The sequence below is a fragment of the Streptomyces sp. NBC_01092 genome (genome assembly GCF_045039535.1).
Taxonomy (GTDB): Bacteria; Actinomycetota; Actinomycetes; order Streptomycetales; family Streptomycetaceae; genus Streptomyces.
Genome location: NZ_CP108659.1, coordinates 8784858 through 8804079, shown reverse-complemented (window position 1 = coordinate 8804079; position 19222 = coordinate 8784858). Strand labels below are relative to the sequence as shown.

Here is a 19222-nt window from a genome sequence, read left to right as displayed (position 1 = left end):
TAGGCTGGCCGACGCAGCTGGTTCGCCCCGTCCGCCAGGCGGGATGCGTCGCAAGAGGGAACCCGGTGGGAATCCGGGACTGCCCCGCAGCGGTGAGCGGGAACGACCGCCGTCATACGCACTGGGTCCGACGTACCGGGCCTGGGAAGCGACGGCCAGTAGGTGTCCTCATGAGACGAGGACGTGCCCGCGAGTCCGAAGACCTGCCAACTGCCCGCGTACGAAGCACTCGTGCGCGGACCTCCCGGTGACCTCGAGGGCGGGTCGGCGAACATGACCGAGCGGACGGCCGTACGGCCGTCGCCGTCCGGTCCGTCACCCCTTCGCGCTCTCGTCCCGTCGCCGGGATCTCAGGGATTCATCTCGCGAAGGAGATCTCCGTGACCACCAAGTCCGCAGCCGCGGCAGCACGGGCCACCGTGTACGGCTACCCCCGCCAGGGCCCGAACCGGGAACTGAAGAAGGCGATCGAGGGCTACTGGAAGGGCCGCGTCACCGCCGACGCGCTGCGCTCCACCGCCGCCGAACTGCGTCGCGCCAACTGGCGGCAGCTCGCCGACGCCGGCATCCACGAGGTGCCGACCGGCGACTTCTCGTACTACGACCACGTCCTGGACACCACCGTCGCACTCGGCGCCATCCCCGAGCGCCACCGCGGCGCCGTCGAATCCGACGCCCTGGACGGCTACTTCGCCATGGCCCGTGGCACGCAGGACGTCGCACCGCTGGAGATGACCAAGTGGTTCGACACCAACTACCACTATCTCGTGCCGGAGTTGGGTCCGGACACGGTCTTCACGGCGGACTCGACCAAGCAGGTCGCCGAGCTGAAGGAGGCCCTGGCCCTGGGTCTCGCCGCCCGGCCGGTCCTGGTCGGCCCGATCACGTACCTCCTGCTCGCCAAGCCGGCGCCCGGAGTGGCAGCGGACTTCGAGCCGCTAACCCTCCTGGACCGGCTGCTTCCCGTGTACGCGCAGATCCTGGCCGACCTGCGCGCGGCCGGCGCCGAGTGGGTCCAGCTGGACGAGCCCGCCCTCGTCCAGGACCGCACCCCGGCCGAGCTGAACGCCACCGGGCGTGCCTACCGCGACCTCGGCGGCCGCACCGACCGGCCGAAGCTGCTTCTCGCCTCGTACTTCGACCGGCTCGGCGAGGCGCTGCCGGTGCTGGCCAAGGCGCCGGTCGAGGGGCTGGCGCTGGACTTCACGGAGTCAGCGGCCGCCAACCTGGAGGCGCTCGCCGCCGCCGGCGGGCTGCCCGGCAAGCGGCTGGTCGCCGGCGTCGTCAACGGCCGCAATGTCTGGGTCAACGACCTGTCGGCGTCGCTCACCACGCTGGGCACCCTGCTGGGATTGGCGGACCAGGTCGACGTCTCGGCCTCCTGCTCCCTGCTGCATGTGCCGCTCGACGCGTCGGCCGAGCGGGACATCGAGCCGCAGATCCTGCGCTGGCTGGCCTTCGCCAGGCAGAAGACCGCCGAGATCGTCACCCTGGCCAAGGGTCTCGCCCAGGGCACCGGCACGATCACCGCCGAACTCGCCGCGAACCGGGCCGACCTGGCCTCCCGCGCGGGCTCCCCGATCACCCGCGACGCGACCGTCCGGTCCCGTGCGGGGGCCGTCACCGAGGCGGACGCCCGCCGCTCGCAGCCGTACGCCGAGCGGGCCGCGGCCCAGCGCGCCCACCTCAGGCTGCCGTTGCTGCCGACCACCACGATCGGCTCCTTCCCGCAGACCGGCGAACTGCGCACCGCGCGCGCCGACCTGCGCGCGGGCCGGATCGACACGGCGGGCTACGAGGAGCGTGTCAAGGCCGAGATCCAGGAGGTCATCTCCTTCCAGGAGAAGACCGGCATCGACGTCCTGGTGCACGGCGAGCCCGAACGCAACGACATGGTCCAGTACTTCGCCGAGCGACTCACCGGCTACCTCGCCACACAGCACGGCTGGGTCCAGTCGTACGGCACCCGCCACGTCCGCCCGCCGATCCTGGCCGGCGACATCTCGCGGCCCGAACCGATGACGGTGCCCTGGACGACGTACGCCCAGTCCCTCACCGACCGGCCGGTCAAGGGCATGCTCACCGGCCCGGTCACCATGCTCGCCTGGTCCTTCGTCCGCGACGACCAGCCGCTCGGCGAGACGGCCCGACAGGTCGCCCTCGCCCTGCGCGACGAGGTGAACGACCTGGAGGCGAGCGGGACGTCCGTCATCCAGGTCGACGAGCCCGCCCTGCGGGAGACCCTGCCGCTGCGCGCCGCGGACCGCGACGCGTATCTCGCCTGGGCCACGGAGGCGTTCCGGCTCACCACCGCCGGGGTCCGGCCGGACACCCAGATCCACACGCACATGTGCTACGCCGAGTTCGGCGACATCGTCCAGGCCATCGACGACCTCGACGCCGACGTCATCAGCCTGGAGGCCGCCCGCTCGCACATGCAGGTCGCCCGTGAACTCGCCGCCCACGGCTACCCGCGCGAGGCCGGGCCGGGTGTCTACGACATCCACTCCCCGCGGGTGCCGAGCGCGAAGGAGGCGGCCGAGCTGCTGCGCACCGGCCTGCGGGCCATCCCCGCCGAACGGCTGTGGGTCAACCCCGACTGCGGTCTGAAGACCCGTGGCTGGCCGGAGACCCGGGCCTCGCTGGAGAACCTGGTGGCAGCGGCCCGTACGGTACGGAGCGAGCTGTCCGTGTCCTGACCCGGCCGACCGGCCAAGGGCCCTCACCGCTCACGTGGTGAGGGCCCCAGGGCAGCGAGGAGCACGTCATGACCCGGCAGGAGGAGCGAGCGCGTGACCAGCCGCGTCACCTTCATCTCACCCGCGATGAACGCGAGCCTGCGCCAGGCCCGCTTCGACGACGGCCGGACCCCGCTCGACGACAGCGGCACGGCACAGGCCCGCGCGGCCGCCGGGACCCTGCCCTCGGCCGCCGATGTGTTCACTTCGCCGAGCCTGCGCTGCCGGGAGACGGCCGAGGCGCTCGCTCTGCACGGATCTGCGGCGGGGGAGCTGACGGGGCTGGAGATGAGCCGCTGGCGGGGCCGCACGCTCGACGAGGTGAGCGCCGTCGAGCCGGAGTCGGTGAGCCGCTGGCTCACGGACCCGGGGTGCGCGCCGCACGGGGGCGAGTCGGTACGGGACTTCTGCGACCGGGTCGCCCAGTGGCTGACGGCCGCGCAGGACCTGGACGGCCGTACGCTCGCCGTGGTCGAGCCGGAGGTCGTTCGCGCCGCCGTCGTTCATGCGCTCGGCATGCCCGCGGCGGCCTTCTGGCGTCTTGACGTCGCCCCGCTGACGGCGACGGAGCTCAGTGGACGGACCGGGCGCTGGAACCTGCGGCTGGGGCGGGCCCTTGCCGCGCCGCACACCGGTTAGAGACGAGCGTCCGGGGTTCAGGATGCCGTGTCGCGGTGGCGACGCAGCAATGCCGCGATGGCGCAGCGCAGACAGCCCGTGTCGGTGTCCGTCCGCGTCACCGCATCGCCGGCGCACGCCGTGCCCGCCTGCTCCCGGCAGCGGGCGGGCGGCGCCGCGACCAGCGTCTCCAGGTCCTGCAGCAGCTGCTCGGTGCGCTTGACCTGCTGGCCCAGTACGCGCACCCGGGCGCTCTGGCCGCCGATCTGCCGTCGGCTGGCCATCAGTTGCTCGTACTCCTCCACGGTCAGCGCCACCGCCTCGTGGCCGCCGAGGGTGATGCGGCGCGGCTGTGGGTGTCTGGCCACTCGGCTCCTCCGCTCCTCGCCCGCGTGGTCGTCGGGTAATCGGCCGGTCGTCCGAGCCATGTCCCGTCCCGTCGACTCGGTGTCCGCAGAACGTGAGAGGGCCCCCGGATGGTTCCGCGGGCCCTCTCACGTGATCGCATTCCGGTCAGCTGGGGGCAGCCACCGCCGGGGCCGAAGCCGCGGCGGCCGGTCTGGGATTCAGCAGTCGCTCGGCCAGCTCGCCGAAGAGCAGCCCGAAGCCTGCCCAGAGCGTGGCCTGCATGGCCAGCGCGGAGATCCGGAACCTCCACAGCACGGCGGCCGGGAAGTCCGCGGGAACCTCGTTGACGACCGGCAGGAACGCGTACGCCAGGCCGATCACCACGGCGAACGCGGCCACCGCGGCGACGGTGGCGTACCAGGTGCCCAGCCTCGGGGCGAGGCGCTTGCCGAGGAGGGTCGCGGCCACCGCGAGGAGGACGCTGAGCACCATCATCAGGAAGTACAGGGTGGTCCGTTTGCCGATGGTGTCGGGGTCGCCGACGGCGGGCGGGTTGGCCGGATACTTCAGGAACGGCACGACGTAGACGGCGAGCAGTGCGCACCCGGACAGCAGCAGCGCGGTGGCCCGCGGGCTGAAGCGGCCGACGCGGCCGAGGGCGAAGCAGTAGGCGAGGGCGGCGATGCCGCCGAAGGCGACCCCGTAGATCAGCACACCGGTGGCGAGGCCCGCGGTGGACTGAAGGCTGCGGGAGACGAGTTCGACCTCGTGCTCGTGCCCGGAGGCGTGGGCCTCCTCGAAGCCGATCGCCTTGTCGACGCTCGGCTCACCGAGGAAGTAGGCCACGACGAGGGCGAGTACACCGGCGCCGAGGCCGGCGAGCATGCCCCGTACGAGCAGGTTTCTTACCGTTGCGGAGTTCATGAGTGTGCGGCGTCCCTCTGGTCAGTGGCAGGGGAAGCCGAGGAGGTGGCGGGCGTCGTGCACCCACTCGTGGACGTCCTCGCCGGAGACGACGGAGGTGGCGCCCTGTTCGGCGCCGACGAAGTACAGCAGGACCAGCATCAGGATGCCGAAGAAGACCGCCCAGGGGACGATCGCGCCGATCGGCAGTTTGGCGGGGAGAGCGGGGGTGGTGGCGGTCGGCTGAGCGACATGCTGCGCCATGGCAGGGCCTCCTTAAGGGAGTTCGCGTCCCATCTCGGTGGTGCACATGACGACGGCCACGGGTCTGACTCGCCACCCTTCCCAAGGGGCGGCATACAGTGGCGCGACCGTGCCGGATTCCCACCGGCTTCCGCTTCGCCGTCGTCGATATCGCACCGACCGTACTGCTCGACCAGGACATGACCAATGGCAGGCGGGCCTGCGGGACCCTCCTCTGACCGAACCTTTACCTGCGACGAAAGCCGCGGAACGCCCTTTCCCCGACCGCCTCATTCGATGCGGAGACCCAGGTCACAATGTGGGAGAGGGCAAGGTCACAGCCGTGCCCTCTGCTGCTCCTTTGATGATCTGACCTAGCATCCGAGCATGACGGTCCTGCCTGACGACGGGCTCTCGCTGGCCGCCGAGTTCCCTGACGCAACCCATGAGCAGTGGCAACACCTGGTGGAAGGTGTGCTGCGCAAGGCGGGCAAGGACGTCTCGGGCCCGGCCGCGGAAGAAGCCCTGTCCACTGCCCTGGAGGACGGGTTGCGCACCCGCCCTCTGTACACCGCGCGCGATGCCGCACCCGACACAGGTTTGCCCGGGTTCGCCCCCTTCGTCCGTGGCGGCCGTGCCGAGGGCAACACGGCCGGCGGCTGGGATGTGCGCCAGCGCCACACGGCGCTCAAGGACAGCGTGGTGCTCGCGGACCTGGAGAACGGCGTCACCTCACTGTGGCTGGTCCTCGGCGAGGGCGGCATCCCGGTTTCGGAACTCGGCCGCGCCCTGGAAGGCGTCTACCTCGACCTGGCCCCTGTCGTCCTCGACGCGGGCACCGAGGTGGAGCCCGCCGCGCGTGAGCTGCTGCGGCTGTACGAGGAGCGGGGCGTCGCCAAGGAGGCGGCGCGCGGCAACCTCGGCGCGGACCCGCTCGGCCATGAGGCCCGTACCGGACAGTCCTCGGAGTTCGCCGCCGTCGCCTCGCTGGCCCGGCTGTGCGCCGAGGAGTACCCGGGGCTGCGGGCGCTGACCGTGGACGCGCTGCCGTACCACGAGGCCGGTGGCTCGGCCGCGCAGGAACTGGGCTGCTCGCTGGCGACCGGTGTCGCCTATCTGCGGGAGCTGACCGAGGCCGGTCTGACGGTCGAACAGGCCGGTGCGCAGCTGGAGTTCCGGTACGCGGCCACCGCCGACCAGTTCCTGACCATCGCCAAGCTGCGGGCCGCGCGCCGGCTGTGGGCGCGGGTGAGCGAGGTGTGCGGGGCGCCGAGCGCGCAGGTGCAGCACGCCGTCACCTCGCCGGTGATGATGTCGCGCCGCGACCCCTGGGTGAACATGCTGCGCACGACGGTGGCCACGCTGGCCGCCGGCGTCGGCGGCGCCGACTCCGTGACCGTGCTGCCCTTCGACCATGCGCTCGGCCTGCCGGACGCTTTCGCGCGGCGCATCGCCCGCAACACCTCGACCATCCTCATCGAGGAGTCGCACCTGGCCCGGGTGATCGACCCGGCCGGCGGCTCCTGGTACGTGGAGCGGCTCACGGACGAACTCGCCGAGGCGGGCTGGGAGTTCTTCCAGCGCATCGAGGGTGCGGGCGGCCAGGCCGAGGCCCTGCGCTCCGGACGGCTCGGCCAGGACCTGGCCGAGACCTGGGCGGCGCGCACCGGCAAGCTCGTCAAGCGGCGCGAACCGATCACCGGCGTCAGCGAGTTCCCGAACCTCGCCGAGCAGCCGGTGGAGCGCGAGCCCGCTCCCGAGGTCCGGTCCGGCGGCCTCCCGCGCGTCCGCCGTGACGAGGCGTACGAGGCGCTGCGTGCCCGTTCCGACGCCCACCTCGCCGCCACCGGGTCCCGGCCGCGGATCTACCTGGCCGCACTCGGCCCGGCCGCCGCCCACACCGCGCGGCTCACCTTCGCGTCGAACCTGTTCCAGGCGGGCGGCATCGAGCCCGTCACCGAGGGCACCTTCGCCGAGAGCGGCGCCACCGAGGCGTGCCTGTGCTCCAGCGACGCGGTGTACGAGGAGCAGGCCCAGACCGTGGCCGCCGAGTTCAGGTCGGCGGGCGCCACGCACGTGTTCCTCGCGGGCCGCCCCGGGCAGTACACCGATGTCGACAGTTACGTCTTCGCGGGCTGTGACGCCGTCGCCGTGCTGTCCGCCACCCTCGACCGCATGGGAGTGTCCTGATGGGAATCCCCGACTTCTCCGGGATCGAGCTGGGGACCCCGACCGCCGCCGCCGGCGCCGACGAGTGGCGTACGGCCGTCAAGCAGGCCACGGGCGGGGACGAGCCACTGTGGGAGACCCCCGAGGGCATCGCGGTCAAGCCGCTGTACACCGGCCGTGACCTGGAGGGCCTGGACTTCCTGGGCACCTACCCGGGCATGGCGCCGTATCTGCGCGGCCCGTACCCGACGATGTACGTCAACCAGCCCTGGACGATCCGCCAGTACGCGGGCTTCTCCACCGCCGAGGAGTCCAACGCGTTCTACCGGCGCAACCTGGCGGCCGGCCAGAAGGGCCTGTCGGTCGCCTTCGACCTGCCCACGCACCGGGGTTACGACAGCGACCACCCGCGCGTGACGGGCGACGTCGGCATGGCGGGCGTCGCCATCGACTCGATCTACGACATGCGGCAGCTCTTCGACGGCATTCCGCTGGACAAGATGACCGTGTCGATGACGATGAACGGCGCCGTGCTGCCGGTGCTGGCGCTGTACATCGTGGCGGCGGAGGAACAGGGCGTACCGCCCGAGAAGTTGGCCGGGACCATCCAGAACGACATCCTCAAGGAGTTCATGGTCCGCAACACCTACATCTATCCGCCGAAGCCGTCGATGCGGATCATCTCCGACATCTTCGCCTTCACCTCGCAGCGGATGCCCCGCTACAACTCGATCTCCATCTCCGGCTACCACATCCAGGAGGCCGGTGCGACGGCCGATCTGGAGCTGGCGTACACGCTCGCGGACGGGGTCGAGTACATCCGCGCGGGCCGTGAGGCCGGCCTGGACGTGGACGCGTTCGCGCCTCGCCTCTCCTTCTTCTGGGCGATCGGCATGAACTTCTTCATGGAGGTCGCCAAGCTGCGGGCGGCGCGCCTGCTGTGGGCGAAGCTGGTGAAGCAGTTCGACCCGAAGAACTCCAAGTCGCTTTCCCTGCGCACCCATTCGCAGACCTCGGGCTGGTCGCTGACCGCGCAGGACGTGTTCAACAACGTCACGCGTACGTGCGTCGAGGCGATGGCCGCGACGCAGGGTCACACACAGTCGCTGCACACCAACGCCCTGGACGAGGCGCTCGCGCTGCCCACCGACTTCTCGGCCCGCATCGCGCGCAACACGCAGCTGATGATCCAGCAGGAGTCGGGCACGACCCGGGTCATCGACCCGTGGGGCGGCAGCGCCTACGTGGAGAAGCTGACGTACGACCTCGCGCGCCGGGCCTGGCAGCACATCCAGGAGGTCGAGCAGGCGGGCGGCATGGCGCAGGCCATCGACGCCGGCATCCCGAAGCTGCGCGTGGAGGAGGCCGCGGCCCGCACCCAGGCGCGCATCGACTCCGGACGTCAGCCGGTCATCGGCGTCAACAAGTACCGCGTCGACAGCGACGAGCAGATCGAGGTGCTCAAGGTCGACAACTCCTCCGTGCGCGCCCAGCAGATCGAGAAGCTGCGGCGGCTGCGGGCGGAGCGGGACGAGCAGGTCTGCCAGGACTCGCTGGACGCGCTCACCCGGGCCGCCGGGGGCGAGGGCAACCTGCTGGAGCTGGCGGTGAGCGCCGCCCGCGCGAAGGCCACCGTCGGGGAGATCTCGGACGCCCTGGAGAAGGTGTACGGCCGGCACGCGAGCCAGATCCGTACGATCACCGGCGTGTACCGCAACGAAGCCGGGGAGTCGCCGTCCGTGGACCGCACCCGCACCCTCGTGTCCGACTTCGAGGAGGCCGAGGGCCGCCGTCCGCGCATCCTGGTCGCCAAGATGGGCCAGGACGGCCACGACCGCGGCCAGAAGGTGATCGCCACCGCCTTCGCCGACCTCGGCTTCGACGTCGACGTCGGCCCGCTGTTCCAGACCCCGGCCGAGGTGGCCCGCCAGGCCGTCGAGGCGGACGTGCACATCGTCGGGGTGTCGTCGCTGGCCGCCGGTCACCTCACCCTCGTACCGGCGCTCAAGGAGGCGCTGGCCGAGGAGGGCCGCGAGGACATCATGATCGTGGTCGGCGGGGTGATCCCGCCGCAGGACGTACCGACGCTCCTTGAGATGGGCGCGGCGGCCGTCTTCCCGCCCGGGACGGTGATCCCGGACGCCGCGTACGACCTCGTACGGCGGCTGGGAGCCGATCTCGGGCACGAGCTGTGATCGATCTCGACGCGTATGTGAAGGGTGTGCTCGACGGGAAGCGTGCGATCGTCGCGCGCGCCATCACGCTCGTCGAGTCCACCCGGCCCCAGCACCGGGTGCTGGCACAGCAGTTGCTGACCGAGCTGCTCCCGCACAGCGGGAAGGCGCGGCGGATCGGCGTGAGCGGGGTGCCGGGGGTCGGGAAGTCGACGTTCATCGACGCGTTCGGCACGATGCTGACCGCGCTCGGGCACCGGGTCGCGGTGCTGGCCGTCGACCCCTCCTCCAGCCGGACGGGCGGATCGATCCTGGGCGACAAGACGCGGATGGAGCGGCTGGCGGTCGACCCGGCGGCGTTCATCCGCCCCTCCCCCACGGCCGGCACGCTGGGCGGGGTCGCCAAGGCCACCCGCGAGTCGATCGTGGTGATGGAGGCGGCCGGCTACGACGTGATCCTGGTGGAGACGGTCGGCGTCGGCCAGTCGGAGACCGCGGTCGCGAACATGGTGGACTCCTTTCTGCTGCTGACGCTGGCCCGCACGGGCGACCAGCTCCAGGGCATCAAGAAGGGCGTCCTGGAACTGGCCGACGTGCTCGCCGTCAACAAGGCGGACGGCCCGCACGAGCGCGACGCCCGCGCCGCCGCACGGGAGTTGGCGGGTGCTCTGCGTCTGATGCACGGCAGGGACGCCGCCTGGACGCCGCCGGTCCTGCACTGCAGCGGGCGCGAGTCGATCGGCCTGGACACCCTCTGGGACCGCCTCGAACAGCATCGGACGCTGCTGGAGTCCACCGGCCGACTCGCCGCCAAGCGCCGCGACCAGCAGATCGACTGGACGTGGACCATGGTCCGCGACGAACTCCTGGGCCGCCTGCACGCCGACCGGGCGGTGCGGGCCGTCGCGCCGGAGCTGGAACAGCGGGTCAGGGACGGCGAGTTGACGGCGACGCTGGCCGCCGAGCGAATCCTGGCGGCGTTCGAGGGCGAGCGCGGCCCCGGGGCTCAGGATGCCGACGAGTCCGCGCTTCGCGGCGCCACCAGCCCCGACTCGTAGGCGAACACCACGAGTTGGGCGCGGTCCCGCGCCCCCAGCTTGGTCATCGCCCTGCTGATGTGGGTCTTCGCCGTGAACGGGCTGATCACCATGTGCGCGGCGATCTCCTCGTTGGTCAGGCCGCGCGCCGCCAGCGCCGTGACCTCCCGCTCGCGGCGGGTCAGGCCCTCAAGGCCGGGTGCCGTGGCCCGGTCGGGCGGACGCGAGACAAACTCGCCGATGAGGGTGCGGGTCACGGCGGGCGACAGCAACGCCTCCCCGTGCGCCACCACCTCGATCGCCTGGAGCAGGTCGTCCGGCTCGGTGTCCTTCAGCAGGAAGCCGCTCGCGCCGGCCCGCAGCGCCTCGAAGACGTACTCGTCGTGGCCGTAGTTGGTGAGGATCACCACGCGCACGTCCGTCAGGGCCGGGTCCGCGGCAATACGGCGGGTCGCCTCGATGCCCGTCATCACCGGCATCTGTACGTCGATCAGCGCGATGTCGGGCACCTGCGCGCGGATCAGCGCCAGCCCCCGCTCGCCGTCCCCCGCCTCGCCGACCACCTCGATACCGTCCTCGGCGTCCAGCAGGGCCCGGAACCCCGCCCGCATCAACGCCTGATCGTCGACCAACGCCACCCTGATCACGCCACCGGTCCCCCCGCCTCTCCCAGCGGCAAGCACGCCCGCACCACGAATCCGCCCTCCTCGCGCGGGGCGGCGTCCAGCGTGCCGCCGAGGGCCGTGACGCGCTCGCGCATACCGGTCAGGCCGATGCCGGGAGCCGGCGCACGGGACGGGTCGGCGGTGCCGTCGTCCTCGACGCATATCGTCAAGTCATCCTCACCATAGGCGAGTTGGACGCTCACCTTCGCCGGTCCCGCGTGCCGTGCCGCGTTCGTGAGGGCCTCCTGGACGATGCGGTACATCGCCCGGTCGACCGTCGCCGTGAGCGGCCGCTCGTCCCCCGTCACGGTCAGGCCGACGGCCAGCCCGGCGGCCCGCGCCCGCTCCACGAGCAGGGCCGGCGTGCCGGTCGGTTCGTCGGTGCGCAGCACCTCCAGCGTGGCGCGCAGCTCGCGCATGGCCTCGCCGCTCGCCTCCTGAATGGCGGACAGGGCGGGCGGCACCTCCTCACCGCGCTTGCGGGCCAAGTGCGCGGCGACGCCTGCCTGGAGCTTGACGATCGAGATGCTGTGCGTGAGGGAGTCGTGCAACTCCCTGGCGATGCGCAGGCGTTCCTCGCCCGCTCTGCGCAACGCCGCCTCCTCGCGGGTGCGTTCTGCCTCCAGCGCGCGCTGCTCGGTCTGCCGTAGGTACGCCTGCCAGTTGCGGTCGGCAAGGCCCGTCACGACCGCGCACAGGAACCATCCGGCCAGCAGCAGTGTCTCGGTCACGACGTCCGAGGTCGCCGAGCCCGCCGCGACGTAGCCGCCGAGGAAGACGGCGGCCGCCGCGGCGGCCGTGCCCCGGTGTCCGGTCCGCGAGGCCGTGTGCACCGCGCCCACGACGGGGATGGCCAGGGTGGCGGCCGGCCCCGCGTGGAACACCTCGGCGAGCAGGCAGCCCGCGGTGATCGCGAGCACCGCGCGCGGGGCGGTGCGGTGGGCGGCCAGGGCCAGCGAACCGGCCGCGATCAGGGCCCAGTCGACGGGCCCCGCCCGGTCGTCCGCGACGGCGGCGAGCACGGTGATGGCGCCGACCACGACCGCGACGGCCGCGTCGGCGAACCGCTCGCGTGTGATGCGGTACCCGCTCATGCCCGCACACTAGACCGCCCCACCGACAGCGACGTCAGCCCTGTGGACGGCTCCCGGACTACTCCCGGCGTAGTAGTGCGGGGCGCCGGCCCGCCCCGCCGGCGCAGCGCGGACTCCCTTCGCCCGTACGACGACCCGCACCGCCCCGGCGGAGCACCCTGCTGACCATGCCCACACCCTTCCGATTCACCGAACCCCTCCCGCCCAGGTCGGCCGCCGGCACCGTCGCCGAGGTGTACGCGCAGATCGCCCTCGACTTCGGCATCGCCGAGCCCCCCACCTTCGTGGTCCTGTCCAGCGCACCTGAACTCCTCGCTCCCGCCTGGGCGTTGTTGCGCGAGTCGCTCATCGCCGGCGCGGGCAGCCGGACCGGCAAGGAGCTGGTGGCGCTCGGGGTGTCGCTCGCCAACAGGTGCCCGTTCTGCGTGGACGCGCACACCGTGCTGCTGCACGCCACCGGCGACCACGCGCTCGCCGAGCGGGTGGCGCGCGGGGAGTCGCCGCACAGCGAGGAGCACGCACGCCTGCTCGCCTGGGGGCGGCACACGCGCGTGCCCGGCGCCGACCTGGCGCCGTACCCCTTCCCGCGCGAACAGGCCGCCGCCCATCTCGGCACCGCGCTCACCTTTCACTTCATCAACCGGATCGCGTCGGCCCTGCTGACCGAGAACCTGCTCCCGGCGGGCGCCCAGCGCTTGCGGGCGGTACGGAGCATCGCGGGCCGCGCGCTCTCCCGGACCGTGCGCCGCCCCGCACGCCCCGGCCAGTCCCTCGCGCTGCTCGACGACATCGACCCGGGTGAGGCTCCCGCGTGGGCGCGCGGCACGCCCGTCGGCATCGCGTACGCGGCGCTGCTCAGGGCGGCCATGCGAGGGGCGGACCTCCTCGACGCCGACGACCACGACCTCGTGGAGGCGGCCCTGCAGGACTGGGACGGTACTCATCCGACGCTCGCCCTGGAGGGGTTCCCGGACCGCCGGGAGCGTCCCGGGGCGCGGCTGGCGCTGCTGGCCGCCCTCGCGCCGTACCGCATCACGGACGAGGACGTGGCGGCCTGGCGCCGGCCGGAGCACAGCGACCACTGTCTGGTGCACCTCGTCGCGTACGGCGCCTTCATCGCCGTGGACCGCATCGAAAGCGCCATTTCCGCCCAAATTACCCAGGAGGCCCTGTAACTCGCCCAGGACGCCACGTATTCGAGGCCCTTGCGTAATGGCGTCAGCACGGAGCGAGTTGGCACTTCCGCCTCACAGGGAGTCATGTGACACTGGCGTCCCGTCCGCAGTGCGGACTCCTTCCGCACCATCCCCCACGAGAAGTGCGCCGTGCGTTCTCTTCCCTTGCCGCTCGCCCTCACCGCGCGTCTGTCGCCCGTCGTCGTGCTCGCCGCGGCGGGCTGGGCGCTGTCCTCCGGCCCCGCCACGACGCCGGCCGCCGAGGACCGGACGGCGACGCAGAAGACGGATGAAGACTCGCCCTCGGCTCCCGCCACGGCGGCGGCGTCGAAGACGTACGCCGCCGCTCCCGCACCGTGCGACAGCCTGAGCTCGAAGTCGATCAAGGATCTCGTGCCCGGCGCCAAGGCGGCCGGCAAGGAGCTCCCGTCGACCGACTCCAAGGTGCGCCGCACCTGCTCGTGGAACGCGCTCGACGGTTACGAGTACCGCTGGCTGGACGTGTCCATCGAGGTCACGGCGTCGGACGAGGCGGCGGAGGAGTCCTACAAGGGCCGCGTCGCGGACAAGAGCGGCGGGGGCGCCGTCCCCGGGCTCGGCGACGCGGGGTACTCCGTCGTGAACCTCACGACGGAGGACAAGCAGCAGACCCGCGAGGGTGTGGTGCTGGTCCGCGCTTCCAACGCGCTGGTCTCCATCACCTACAGCGGAAGCGACTTCGAGTCGAAGAAGGCGCCCGACACCGACGAGATCAACAAGGGTGCCATCAAGGCGGCCAAGGAGGCGGTGGCTGCCTTGGAGGACGGCCGGCAGAGCTGACCGTCCTCCGGTCCCGCAAGAGTCCCGCAAGGTCCCGCAAGGTCCCGCAAGTGCGGGGTCAGGCCTCGGCGCGTTCCTTGCGCCCGCCCATCAGCACCACGTACAGCACCAGCGAGGTGGCCACGCCCACCGCCCAGCCGTAGTCGGCGAGCGGCTTGAGGAACGGGATCAGTCCGTCGGCCGGGAACGGCCCGGTCTTCGATCCGTCGGCGCCCACACCCGAGTACGAGCCGCCGACCGCGAGGACACCGCCGACGAGGAAGGCGACGATCGCGCGCCAGTTCCAGCCGTTCGTGTACCAGTAGCGCCCGCCGGGCGTGTACAGGTCGGCGAGGTGCAGGACCGTACGGCGGACGATCCAGTAGTCGGCGATCAGGATGCCCGCGACCGTGCCGAGCAGGCCGCCGACCACGCCGAGCCAGGTGAAGATGTAGAACTCCGGCGTGGAGATCAGCTCCCACGGGAAGATCAGGATGCCGACGACACCGGTGATCAGCGCGCCCGTACGGAAGTTGATGAGCTTCGGCGCCAGGTTCGCGAGGTCGTACGCCGGGGAGACCACGTTCGCCGCGATGTTCACGGAGATGGTGGCGACGAGGACGACGATCAGCGCGAACAGCAGCCCGAAGACGCTGTCGGTCTTGGCGGCCAGGGTGACCGGGTCCCAGATCGCCTCGCCGTAGACGGCCTCGGAGCCGGAGGTGACCAGCACGGCGAGGACCGCGAAGAGCGTCATGGTCGTGGGCAGGCCGAGGGACTGGCCCCAGGTCTGCGCCTTCTGACTGGCGCCGAAGCGGGTGAAGTCAGGGATGTTCAGGGACAGAGTCGCCCAGAAACCGATCATGCCCATCAGGGACGGGAAGAAGACCGGCCAGAAGTCGGGGCCCCAGCCGAGCTTCGAGGGCTGGTCGAGCAGCGCGCCGAACCCGTCCGCCTTGACGGCGATCCAGATCAGCAGCACCAGCGCACCGACGATCACGAAGGGCGCGGCCCAGTTCTCGAAGTGCCGCAGGAAGTCCATGCCGCGGTAGATGATCGCGATCTGCACGGCCCAGAACAGGATGAAGCAGAGCCACAGCGGCCAGGGGTTGCCCGCGATCTTGCCCGCGTTCTCCCAGTGGCCCCCGGTGAGCTTGGACCCGAGCGCGAAGATGCCGCTGCCGCCGATCCAGGTCTGGATGCCGAACCAGCCGCACGCCACGGCTGCCCGGATCATCGCCGGGATGTTGGCGCCGCGCAGCCCGAAGGAGGCCCGCGCCAGCACCGGGAAGGGTATGCCGTACTTGGGCCCGGCGTGCCCGGTGGCCAGCATCGGCAGTAGCACGATGACGTTGGCCAGCGCGATGGTGAAGACGGCCTGCTTCCAGTCCATGCCGAGGGCGACCAGGCCGGAGGCCAGGGTCCAGCTGGGGATGCAGTGGGCCATGGAGATCCACAGGGCCGCGAAGTTGTACGTCGTCCACTTGCGCTCGGAGACCGGGACGGGACGCAGATCCTCGTTGGCGAAGGGGCTGTCGGCGGGGAACGCCTCGGGGGCGAGCTCGATCCGGCCGCCGGCGTCGGCGGACTGCGGTATCGGTGACCCCTTGGGGACTGTGTTGGTCATGAGCAGGCCAATCGATCAGGCGGGAACGGGAGAGGCCGTGCGGGGGCCTTGGGCCCCTCCCCGGGGACGGCGGCGGGGAGGCCGGGGACCGGCGGGGAGGGAGACAAGAGGTGGGGGGTCGGGTGGAGCGATGATGCCGCGAGCTCGCCCGCGAGGGCTAGGGGTTGAGCGCGGGGATGACCGACGTGCCGTACGCGTCGATCACGGCTTCCTGCGCGTCGTGCATGTCGTAGACGGCGAACTGGTCGACGCCCAGCTCACGCAGGGCGTTCAGCTTCTCGATGTGCTTCTCGACCGGGCCGATGAGACAGAACCGGTCGACGATCTCGTCGGGCACGAACGCGGTGTCGGGGTTGTCGGCGCGTCCGTGGTGGGAGTAGTCGTACCCCTCACGGGCCTTGATGTACTCGGTGAGTTCGTCCGGTACGGCGGCGGAGTGCTGGCCGTACTTGCTGACCAGGTCGGCCACGTGGTTGCCGACCATTCCGCCGAACCACCGGCACTGCTCGCGCGCGTGGGCGAGCGCTTCGGGTGAGTCGTCCTCGGTGACGTACGCCGGGGCGGCCACGCAGATCTTCACCTCGGACGGGTCACGGCCGGCCGCGACCGCCGCGTCCTTCACGGCCTTGACCATGTACTCGGTCAGATAGAGGTCCGCGAGCTGGAGGATGAACCCGTCGGCCTCCTCGCCGGTCATCTTCAGGGCCTTCGGCCCGTACGCCGCCATCCACACGGGGAGTTCGGCGCCTTCCTTGATCCAGGGGAACCTGACGACCGTTCCCCCGCCGAGATCGGCCTCCCGGCCGCTGCCGAGCGCCCGGATGACCTTCATGGCCTCGCTGATCCGGGCCAGGGTGTTGGGCTTGCGGCCGGCGACGCGCATGGCCGAGTCACCGCGTCCGATGCCGCAGACCGTGCGGTTGCCGAACATGTCGTTGAGGGTGGCGAACGTGGAGGCGGTGACTTCCCAGGTGCGGGTGCCCGGGTTGGTCACCATCGGGCCGACCGTCAGCTTCTGCGTGTTGGCCAGGATCTGGCTGTAGATGACGAACGGTTCCTGCCACAGCACGGCCGAGTCGAAGGTCCAGCCGTAGCTGAAGCCGCTGCGCTCGGCGCGTTTCATCAGGCTGACGACCCGCGAGGCCGGCGGGTCGGTCTGCAGGACGAGTCCGAAGTCCATGTGCTCCGCTCCTAGTTGAGGTACTGACAGGTGGAGCGGGGCGTGTAGACACCATGCCCGGCGTGACCGGTGTACTCCCGCTCGGTGATGACGAGTTCGCCGCGCGAGAGGACCGTCTCGACCCGGCCGGTGGTCTGCTTGCCCTCGTAGGCCGAGTAGTCGACGTTCATGTGGTGCGTGTCGGCCGACATGACCTGCTGGGCCCCCGGGTCGTAGATCACGACGTCGGCGTCGGCGCCCGGCGCGATGGTGCCCTTCTTCGGGTACATGCCGAACATCCGGGCCGGGGTCGCGCAGGCGATCTCGATCCAGCGGCGGCGCGTGATGTGCCCGTCGACGACGGCCTGGTGGAGCAGGTCCATACGGTTCTCGACGCCCGGCAGACCGTTGGGGATCTTGGAGAAGTCGCCCCTGCCGAGCTCTTTCTGACCCACGAAGCAGAAGGGGCAGTGGTCGGTGGAGACGACCTGGAGGTCGTTCGTCCTGAGGCCCTTCCACAGCTGCGCCTGGTGCTCGCGCGGCCGAAGCGGCGTCGAGCACACGTACTTCGAGCCCTCGAAGTCCGGCTCGGCGAGGTTGTCGGTGGACAGGAACAGGTACTGCGGGCAGGTCTCGCCGAAGACATTCAGGCCCTCGTCCCGCGCGCGTGCCAGCTCGGCGACTGCCTCCATCGCCGAGACATGCACGACGTACAGCGGGGCGCCCGCGACCTGGGCGAGCTTTATGGCGCGGTGGGTGGCCTCGGCCTCCAACAGCGCCTTGCGCACCTCACCGTGGAAGCGGGGGTCGGTCTCACCCCTTGCCAGCGCCTGCTCCACCAGCACGTCGATCGCGATGCCGTTCTCGGCGTGCATCATGATCAGGCCGCCGTTCTCGGCGGAGCGCTGCATGGCGCGCAGGATCTGGCCGTCGTCGGAGTAGAAGACGCCGGGGTAGGCCATGAACTGCTTGAAGGAGGTGACACCTTCCTCGACGAGGTGGTCCATCTCCTTGAGCGTCCCCTCGTTCACATCGGAGACGATCATGTGGAAGCCGTAGTCGATGGCGCAGTTGCCCTCGGCCTTGGCGTGCCAGGTGTCGAGGCCCTCGCGCAGCGAGTGACCCTGGCTCTGCACGGCGAAGTCGACGATCGTGGTGGTACCGCCCCAGGCGGCGGCCCGGGTGCCGGTCTCGAAGGTGTCGGAGGCGAAGGTGCCGCCGAACGGCAGCTCCATATGGGTGTGGACGTCGACGCCGCCCGGGATGACGTACTTCCCGGTGGCCTCGATGGTCCGCTCGGCCGTCCAGGCCTCGGCGGCGGACGTTCCGGCGGCGGCGAGGGCGGCGATACGGCCGTCCTCGATAAGGACGTCGGCGTGCATCTCGTCGGACGCGGTGATGACGAGACCGCCGCGGATGACGGTACGGCTGGTCATGGTCCCTCTCCTCGCAGTGTGACTCGCGATGTGTTCGGTGCGGTCGATGCGATCAGGGTGCCGTCAGCGGCGTGTAGGCCCCCGGCGCCCGGTCGCGGTAGAACTGCCAGCGGTCGCGGACCTCGCGGAGCTTGGCCAGGTCCAGGTCGCGCACCACGAGTTCGGTCTCCTTGTCGCTCGCCACCTCCCCGACGAACTGGGCCTCCGGGTCCACGAAGTAGGTGGTGCCGTAGAAGTCGTTGTCGCCGAGGTCCTCCACGCCGACCCGGTTGATCGCGCCCACGAAGTACTCGTTGGCGACGGCCGCCGCCGGCTGCTCCAGCTGCCACAGGTAGCGGGAGAGCCCACGGGAGGTGGCCGAGGGGTTGAACACGATCTCGGCGCCGCCCAGGCCCAGTGCCCGCCAGCCCTCCGGGAAGTGACGGTCGTAGCAGATGTAGACGCCGATCTTCCCGACGGCCGTCTCGAAGATCGGCCAGCCGCTGTTCCCCGGACGGAAGTAGAACTTCTCCCAGAATCCCTCGACCTGGGGGATGTGGGTCTTGCGGTACTTGCCCAGGTAGGAGCCGTCCGCGTCGATCACGGCCGCGGTGTTGTACAGGACGCCCGGCTGCTCCTCCTCGTACATCGGCAGCACGAGGACTATGCCCAGTTCCTTTGCGAGCGCCTGGAAGCGGCGGACGGTCGGGCCCTCGGGGATCTGTTCGGCGTACTCGTAGAACGCCTTGTCCTGCACTTGGCAGAAGTAGGGCCCGTAGAACAGCTCCTGGAAACACAGCACTTGAGCACCTTGCGCGGCCGCGTCGCGGGCCGCCTGCTCGTGTACCTGGATCATCGATTCCTTGTCGCCCGTCCACGCGGTCTGGAAAAGGGCGGCACGGATCACTCGGCTCATCGGGACCTCCGGTCGCTCGGTGTGCGAGGAGCCTAAGAAGTCCGGAGCAGCGGTTTGAGTTGCACGGTGTCACGTCTGAGGGCGTGCGGCGTGTCACGGTGTCACCCTGTCGTGGTCCCATGTTTCACCGCCGTTTTCCCAGG

At 71.0% G+C, this 19222-nt stretch carries 16 protein-coding genes and 2 riboswitches; of the genes, 7 read left to right on the top strand and 9 right to left on the bottom strand.

Features of this window, described 5'->3' with window-relative positions; translation table 11 throughout:
• Window position 1: 1 nt before the first annotated feature.
• Window positions 2-226: riboswitch (cobalamin riboswitch) on the top strand.
• A gap of 154 nt (window positions 227-380) precedes the next feature.
• Window positions 381-2699, top strand: coding sequence for a 5-methyltetrahydropteroyltriglutamate--homocysteine S-methyltransferase (gene metE, locus OG254_RS39795; RefSeq protein ID WP_405592044.1), 2319 nt, complete (start codon window positions 381-383; stop codon window positions 2697-2699).
• Window positions 2700-2792: 93 nt separating this feature from the next.
• Complete coding sequence (locus tag OG254_RS39790; RefSeq protein WP_405592041.1) at window positions 2793-3377, top strand: histidine phosphatase family protein; 585 nt, start codon at window positions 2793-2795, stop codon at window positions 3375-3377.
• Window positions 3378-3394: 17 nt separating this feature from the next.
• On the opposite strand, the gene OG254_RS39785 is transcribed toward OG254_RS39790, so the two are convergent.
• The 3 genes from OG254_RS39785 to OG254_RS39775 all read right to left on the bottom strand — a co-directional run bounded on the left by OG254_RS39785 (window position 3395) and on the right by OG254_RS39775 (window position 4871).
• Window positions 3395-3724, bottom strand: a complete 330-nt coding sequence (locus tag OG254_RS39785) for a hypothetical protein (protein WP_405592039.1) — start codon at window positions 3722-3724, stop codon at window positions 3395-3397.
• A 145-nt stretch (window positions 3725-3869) separates the two neighbouring features.
• The gene (locus OG254_RS39780) at window positions 3870-4628 is read right to left on the bottom strand and encodes a CbtA family protein (protein ID WP_405592036.1); all 759 of its coding nucleotides are present in this window, start codon (window positions 4626-4628) and stop codon (window positions 3870-3872) included.
• A 21-nt stretch (window positions 4629-4649) separates the two neighbouring features.
• Window positions 4650-4871 (bottom strand): CbtB-domain containing protein, encoded by a 222-nt coding sequence (locus tag OG254_RS39775; protein ID WP_147998663.1) that lies wholly within the window; start codon window positions 4869-4871, stop codon window positions 4650-4652.
• A gap of 36 nt (window positions 4872-4907) precedes the next feature.
• A riboswitch (cobalamin riboswitch) is annotated at window positions 4908-5046 on the bottom strand.
• 191 nt (window positions 5047-5237) lie between these two features.
• Here OG254_RS39775 and OG254_RS39770 point away from each other — a divergent pair.
• From OG254_RS39770 to meaB, 3 genes are read left to right on the top strand one after another with little or no spacing between them, the layout of a single operon-like run.
• The gene (locus tag OG254_RS39770; protein WP_405592033.1) at window positions 5238-7040 is read left to right on the top strand and encodes a methylmalonyl-CoA mutase family protein; all 1803 of its coding nucleotides are present in this window, start codon (window positions 5238-5240) and stop codon (window positions 7038-7040) included.
• Window positions 7040-9214 (top strand): methylmalonyl-CoA mutase, encoded by a 2175-nt coding sequence (gene scpA / locus OG254_RS39765; RefSeq protein ID WP_405592030.1) that lies wholly within the window; start codon window positions 7040-7042, stop codon window positions 9212-9214. The genes OG254_RS39770 and scpA overlap by 1 nt, the downstream gene beginning before the upstream one ends.
• Window positions 9211-10251 carry a methylmalonyl Co-A mutase-associated GTPase MeaB gene (meaB, locus tag OG254_RS39760; protein WP_405592027.1) on the top strand — a complete coding sequence of 347 codons (1041 nt, stop codon included), beginning with the start codon at window positions 9211-9213 and terminating at the stop codon, window positions 10249-10251. Before scpA ends, meaB begins: the two co-directional genes overlap by 4 nt.
• Here meaB and OG254_RS39755 read toward each other — a convergent pair.
• Complete coding sequence (locus tag OG254_RS39755) at window positions 10200-10877, bottom strand: response regulator (protein ID WP_405592024.1); 678 nt, start codon at window positions 10875-10877, stop codon at window positions 10200-10202. The genes meaB and OG254_RS39755 overlap by 52 nt on opposite strands.
• Entirely contained in the window at window positions 10874-11989 is a 1116-nt protein-coding gene (locus OG254_RS39750) for a sensor histidine kinase (protein ID WP_405592021.1), read from the bottom strand. The genes OG254_RS39755 and OG254_RS39750 overlap by 4 nt, the downstream gene beginning before the upstream one ends.
• A 167-nt stretch (window positions 11990-12156) precedes the next feature.
• Between OG254_RS39750 and OG254_RS39745 the strand changes: the two genes are divergently transcribed.
• On the top strand, window positions 12157-13164 hold the full coding sequence (locus OG254_RS39745; RefSeq protein ID WP_405592018.1) for a carboxymuconolactone decarboxylase family protein: 1008 nt from the start codon (window positions 12157-12159) through the stop codon (window positions 13162-13164).
• 150 nt (window positions 13165-13314) lie between these two features.
• A complete protein-coding gene (locus OG254_RS39740; protein WP_405592015.1) occupies window positions 13315-13983 on the top strand; it encodes a hypothetical protein in 669 nt (222 codons plus the stop codon).
• 58 nt (window positions 13984-14041) lie between these two features.
• Here the strand turns inward: OG254_RS39740 and OG254_RS39735 are convergent, their stop codons facing one another.
• From OG254_RS39735 to OG254_RS39720, 4 genes are all read right to left on the bottom strand, one after another.
• Window positions 14042-15589: an NCS1 family nucleobase:cation symporter-1 gene (locus OG254_RS39735; RefSeq protein WP_351194034.1), complete on the bottom strand. Its 1548-nt coding sequence runs from the start codon at window positions 15587-15589 to the stop codon at window positions 14042-14044.
• A gap of 157 nt (window positions 15590-15746) precedes the next feature.
• A complete protein-coding gene (locus OG254_RS39730) occupies window positions 15747-16769 on the bottom strand; it encodes a TIGR03842 family LLM class F420-dependent oxidoreductase (protein ID WP_351194036.1) in 1023 nt (340 codons plus the stop codon).
• 11 nt (window positions 16770-16780) lie between these two features.
• Entirely contained in the window at window positions 16781-18184 is a 1404-nt protein-coding gene (gene hydA, locus OG254_RS39725) for a dihydropyrimidinase (RefSeq protein WP_405592010.1), read from the bottom strand.
• Between the two features lie 52 nt (window positions 18185-18236).
• Window positions 18237-19079, bottom strand: coding sequence for a nitrilase-related carbon-nitrogen hydrolase (locus OG254_RS39720; RefSeq protein WP_147995818.1), 843 nt, complete (start codon window positions 19077-19079; stop codon window positions 18237-18239).
• Between the last annotated feature and the right edge of the window lie 143 nt (window positions 19080-19222).

Excerpts from the sequence above, each read along its gene's own strand:
- OG254_RS39780 (WP_405592036.1), bottom strand. The coding sequence starts at position 4,628 with ATGAACTCCGCAACGGTAAGAAACCTGCTCGTACGGGGCATGCTCGCC.
- OG254_RS39775 (WP_147998663.1), bottom strand. The coding sequence starts at position 4,871 with ATGGCGCAGCATGTCGCTCAGCCGACCGCCACCACCCCCGCTCTCCCC.
- OG254_RS39770 (WP_405592033.1), top strand. The coding sequence starts at position 5,238 with ATGACGGTCCTGCCTGACGACGGGCTCTCGCTGGCCGCCGAGTTCCCT.
- scpA (WP_405592030.1), top strand. The coding sequence starts at position 7,040 with ATGGGAATCCCCGACTTCTCCGGGATCGAGCTGGGGACCCCGACCGCC.
- OG254_RS39750 (WP_405592021.1), bottom strand. The coding sequence starts at position 11,989 with ATGAGCGGGTACCGCATCACACGCGAGCGGTTCGCCGACGCGGCCGTC.
- OG254_RS39745 (WP_405592018.1), top strand. The coding sequence starts at position 12,157 with ATGCCCACACCCTTCCGATTCACCGAACCCCTCCCGCCCAGGTCGGCC.
- OG254_RS39735 (WP_351194034.1), bottom strand. The coding sequence starts at position 15,589 with ATGACCAACACAGTCCCCAAGGGGTCACCGATACCGCAGTCCGCCGAC.
- OG254_RS39730 (WP_351194036.1), bottom strand. The coding sequence starts at position 16,769 with ATGGACTTCGGACTCGTCCTGCAGACCGACCCGCCGGCCTCGCGGGTC.
- hydA (WP_405592010.1), bottom strand. The coding sequence starts at position 18,184 with ATGACCAGCCGTACCGTCATCCGCGGCGGTCTCGTCATCACCGCGTCC.
- OG254_RS39720 (WP_147995818.1), bottom strand. The coding sequence starts at position 19,079 with ATGAGCCGAGTGATCCGTGCCGCCCTTTTCCAGACCGCGTGGACGGGC.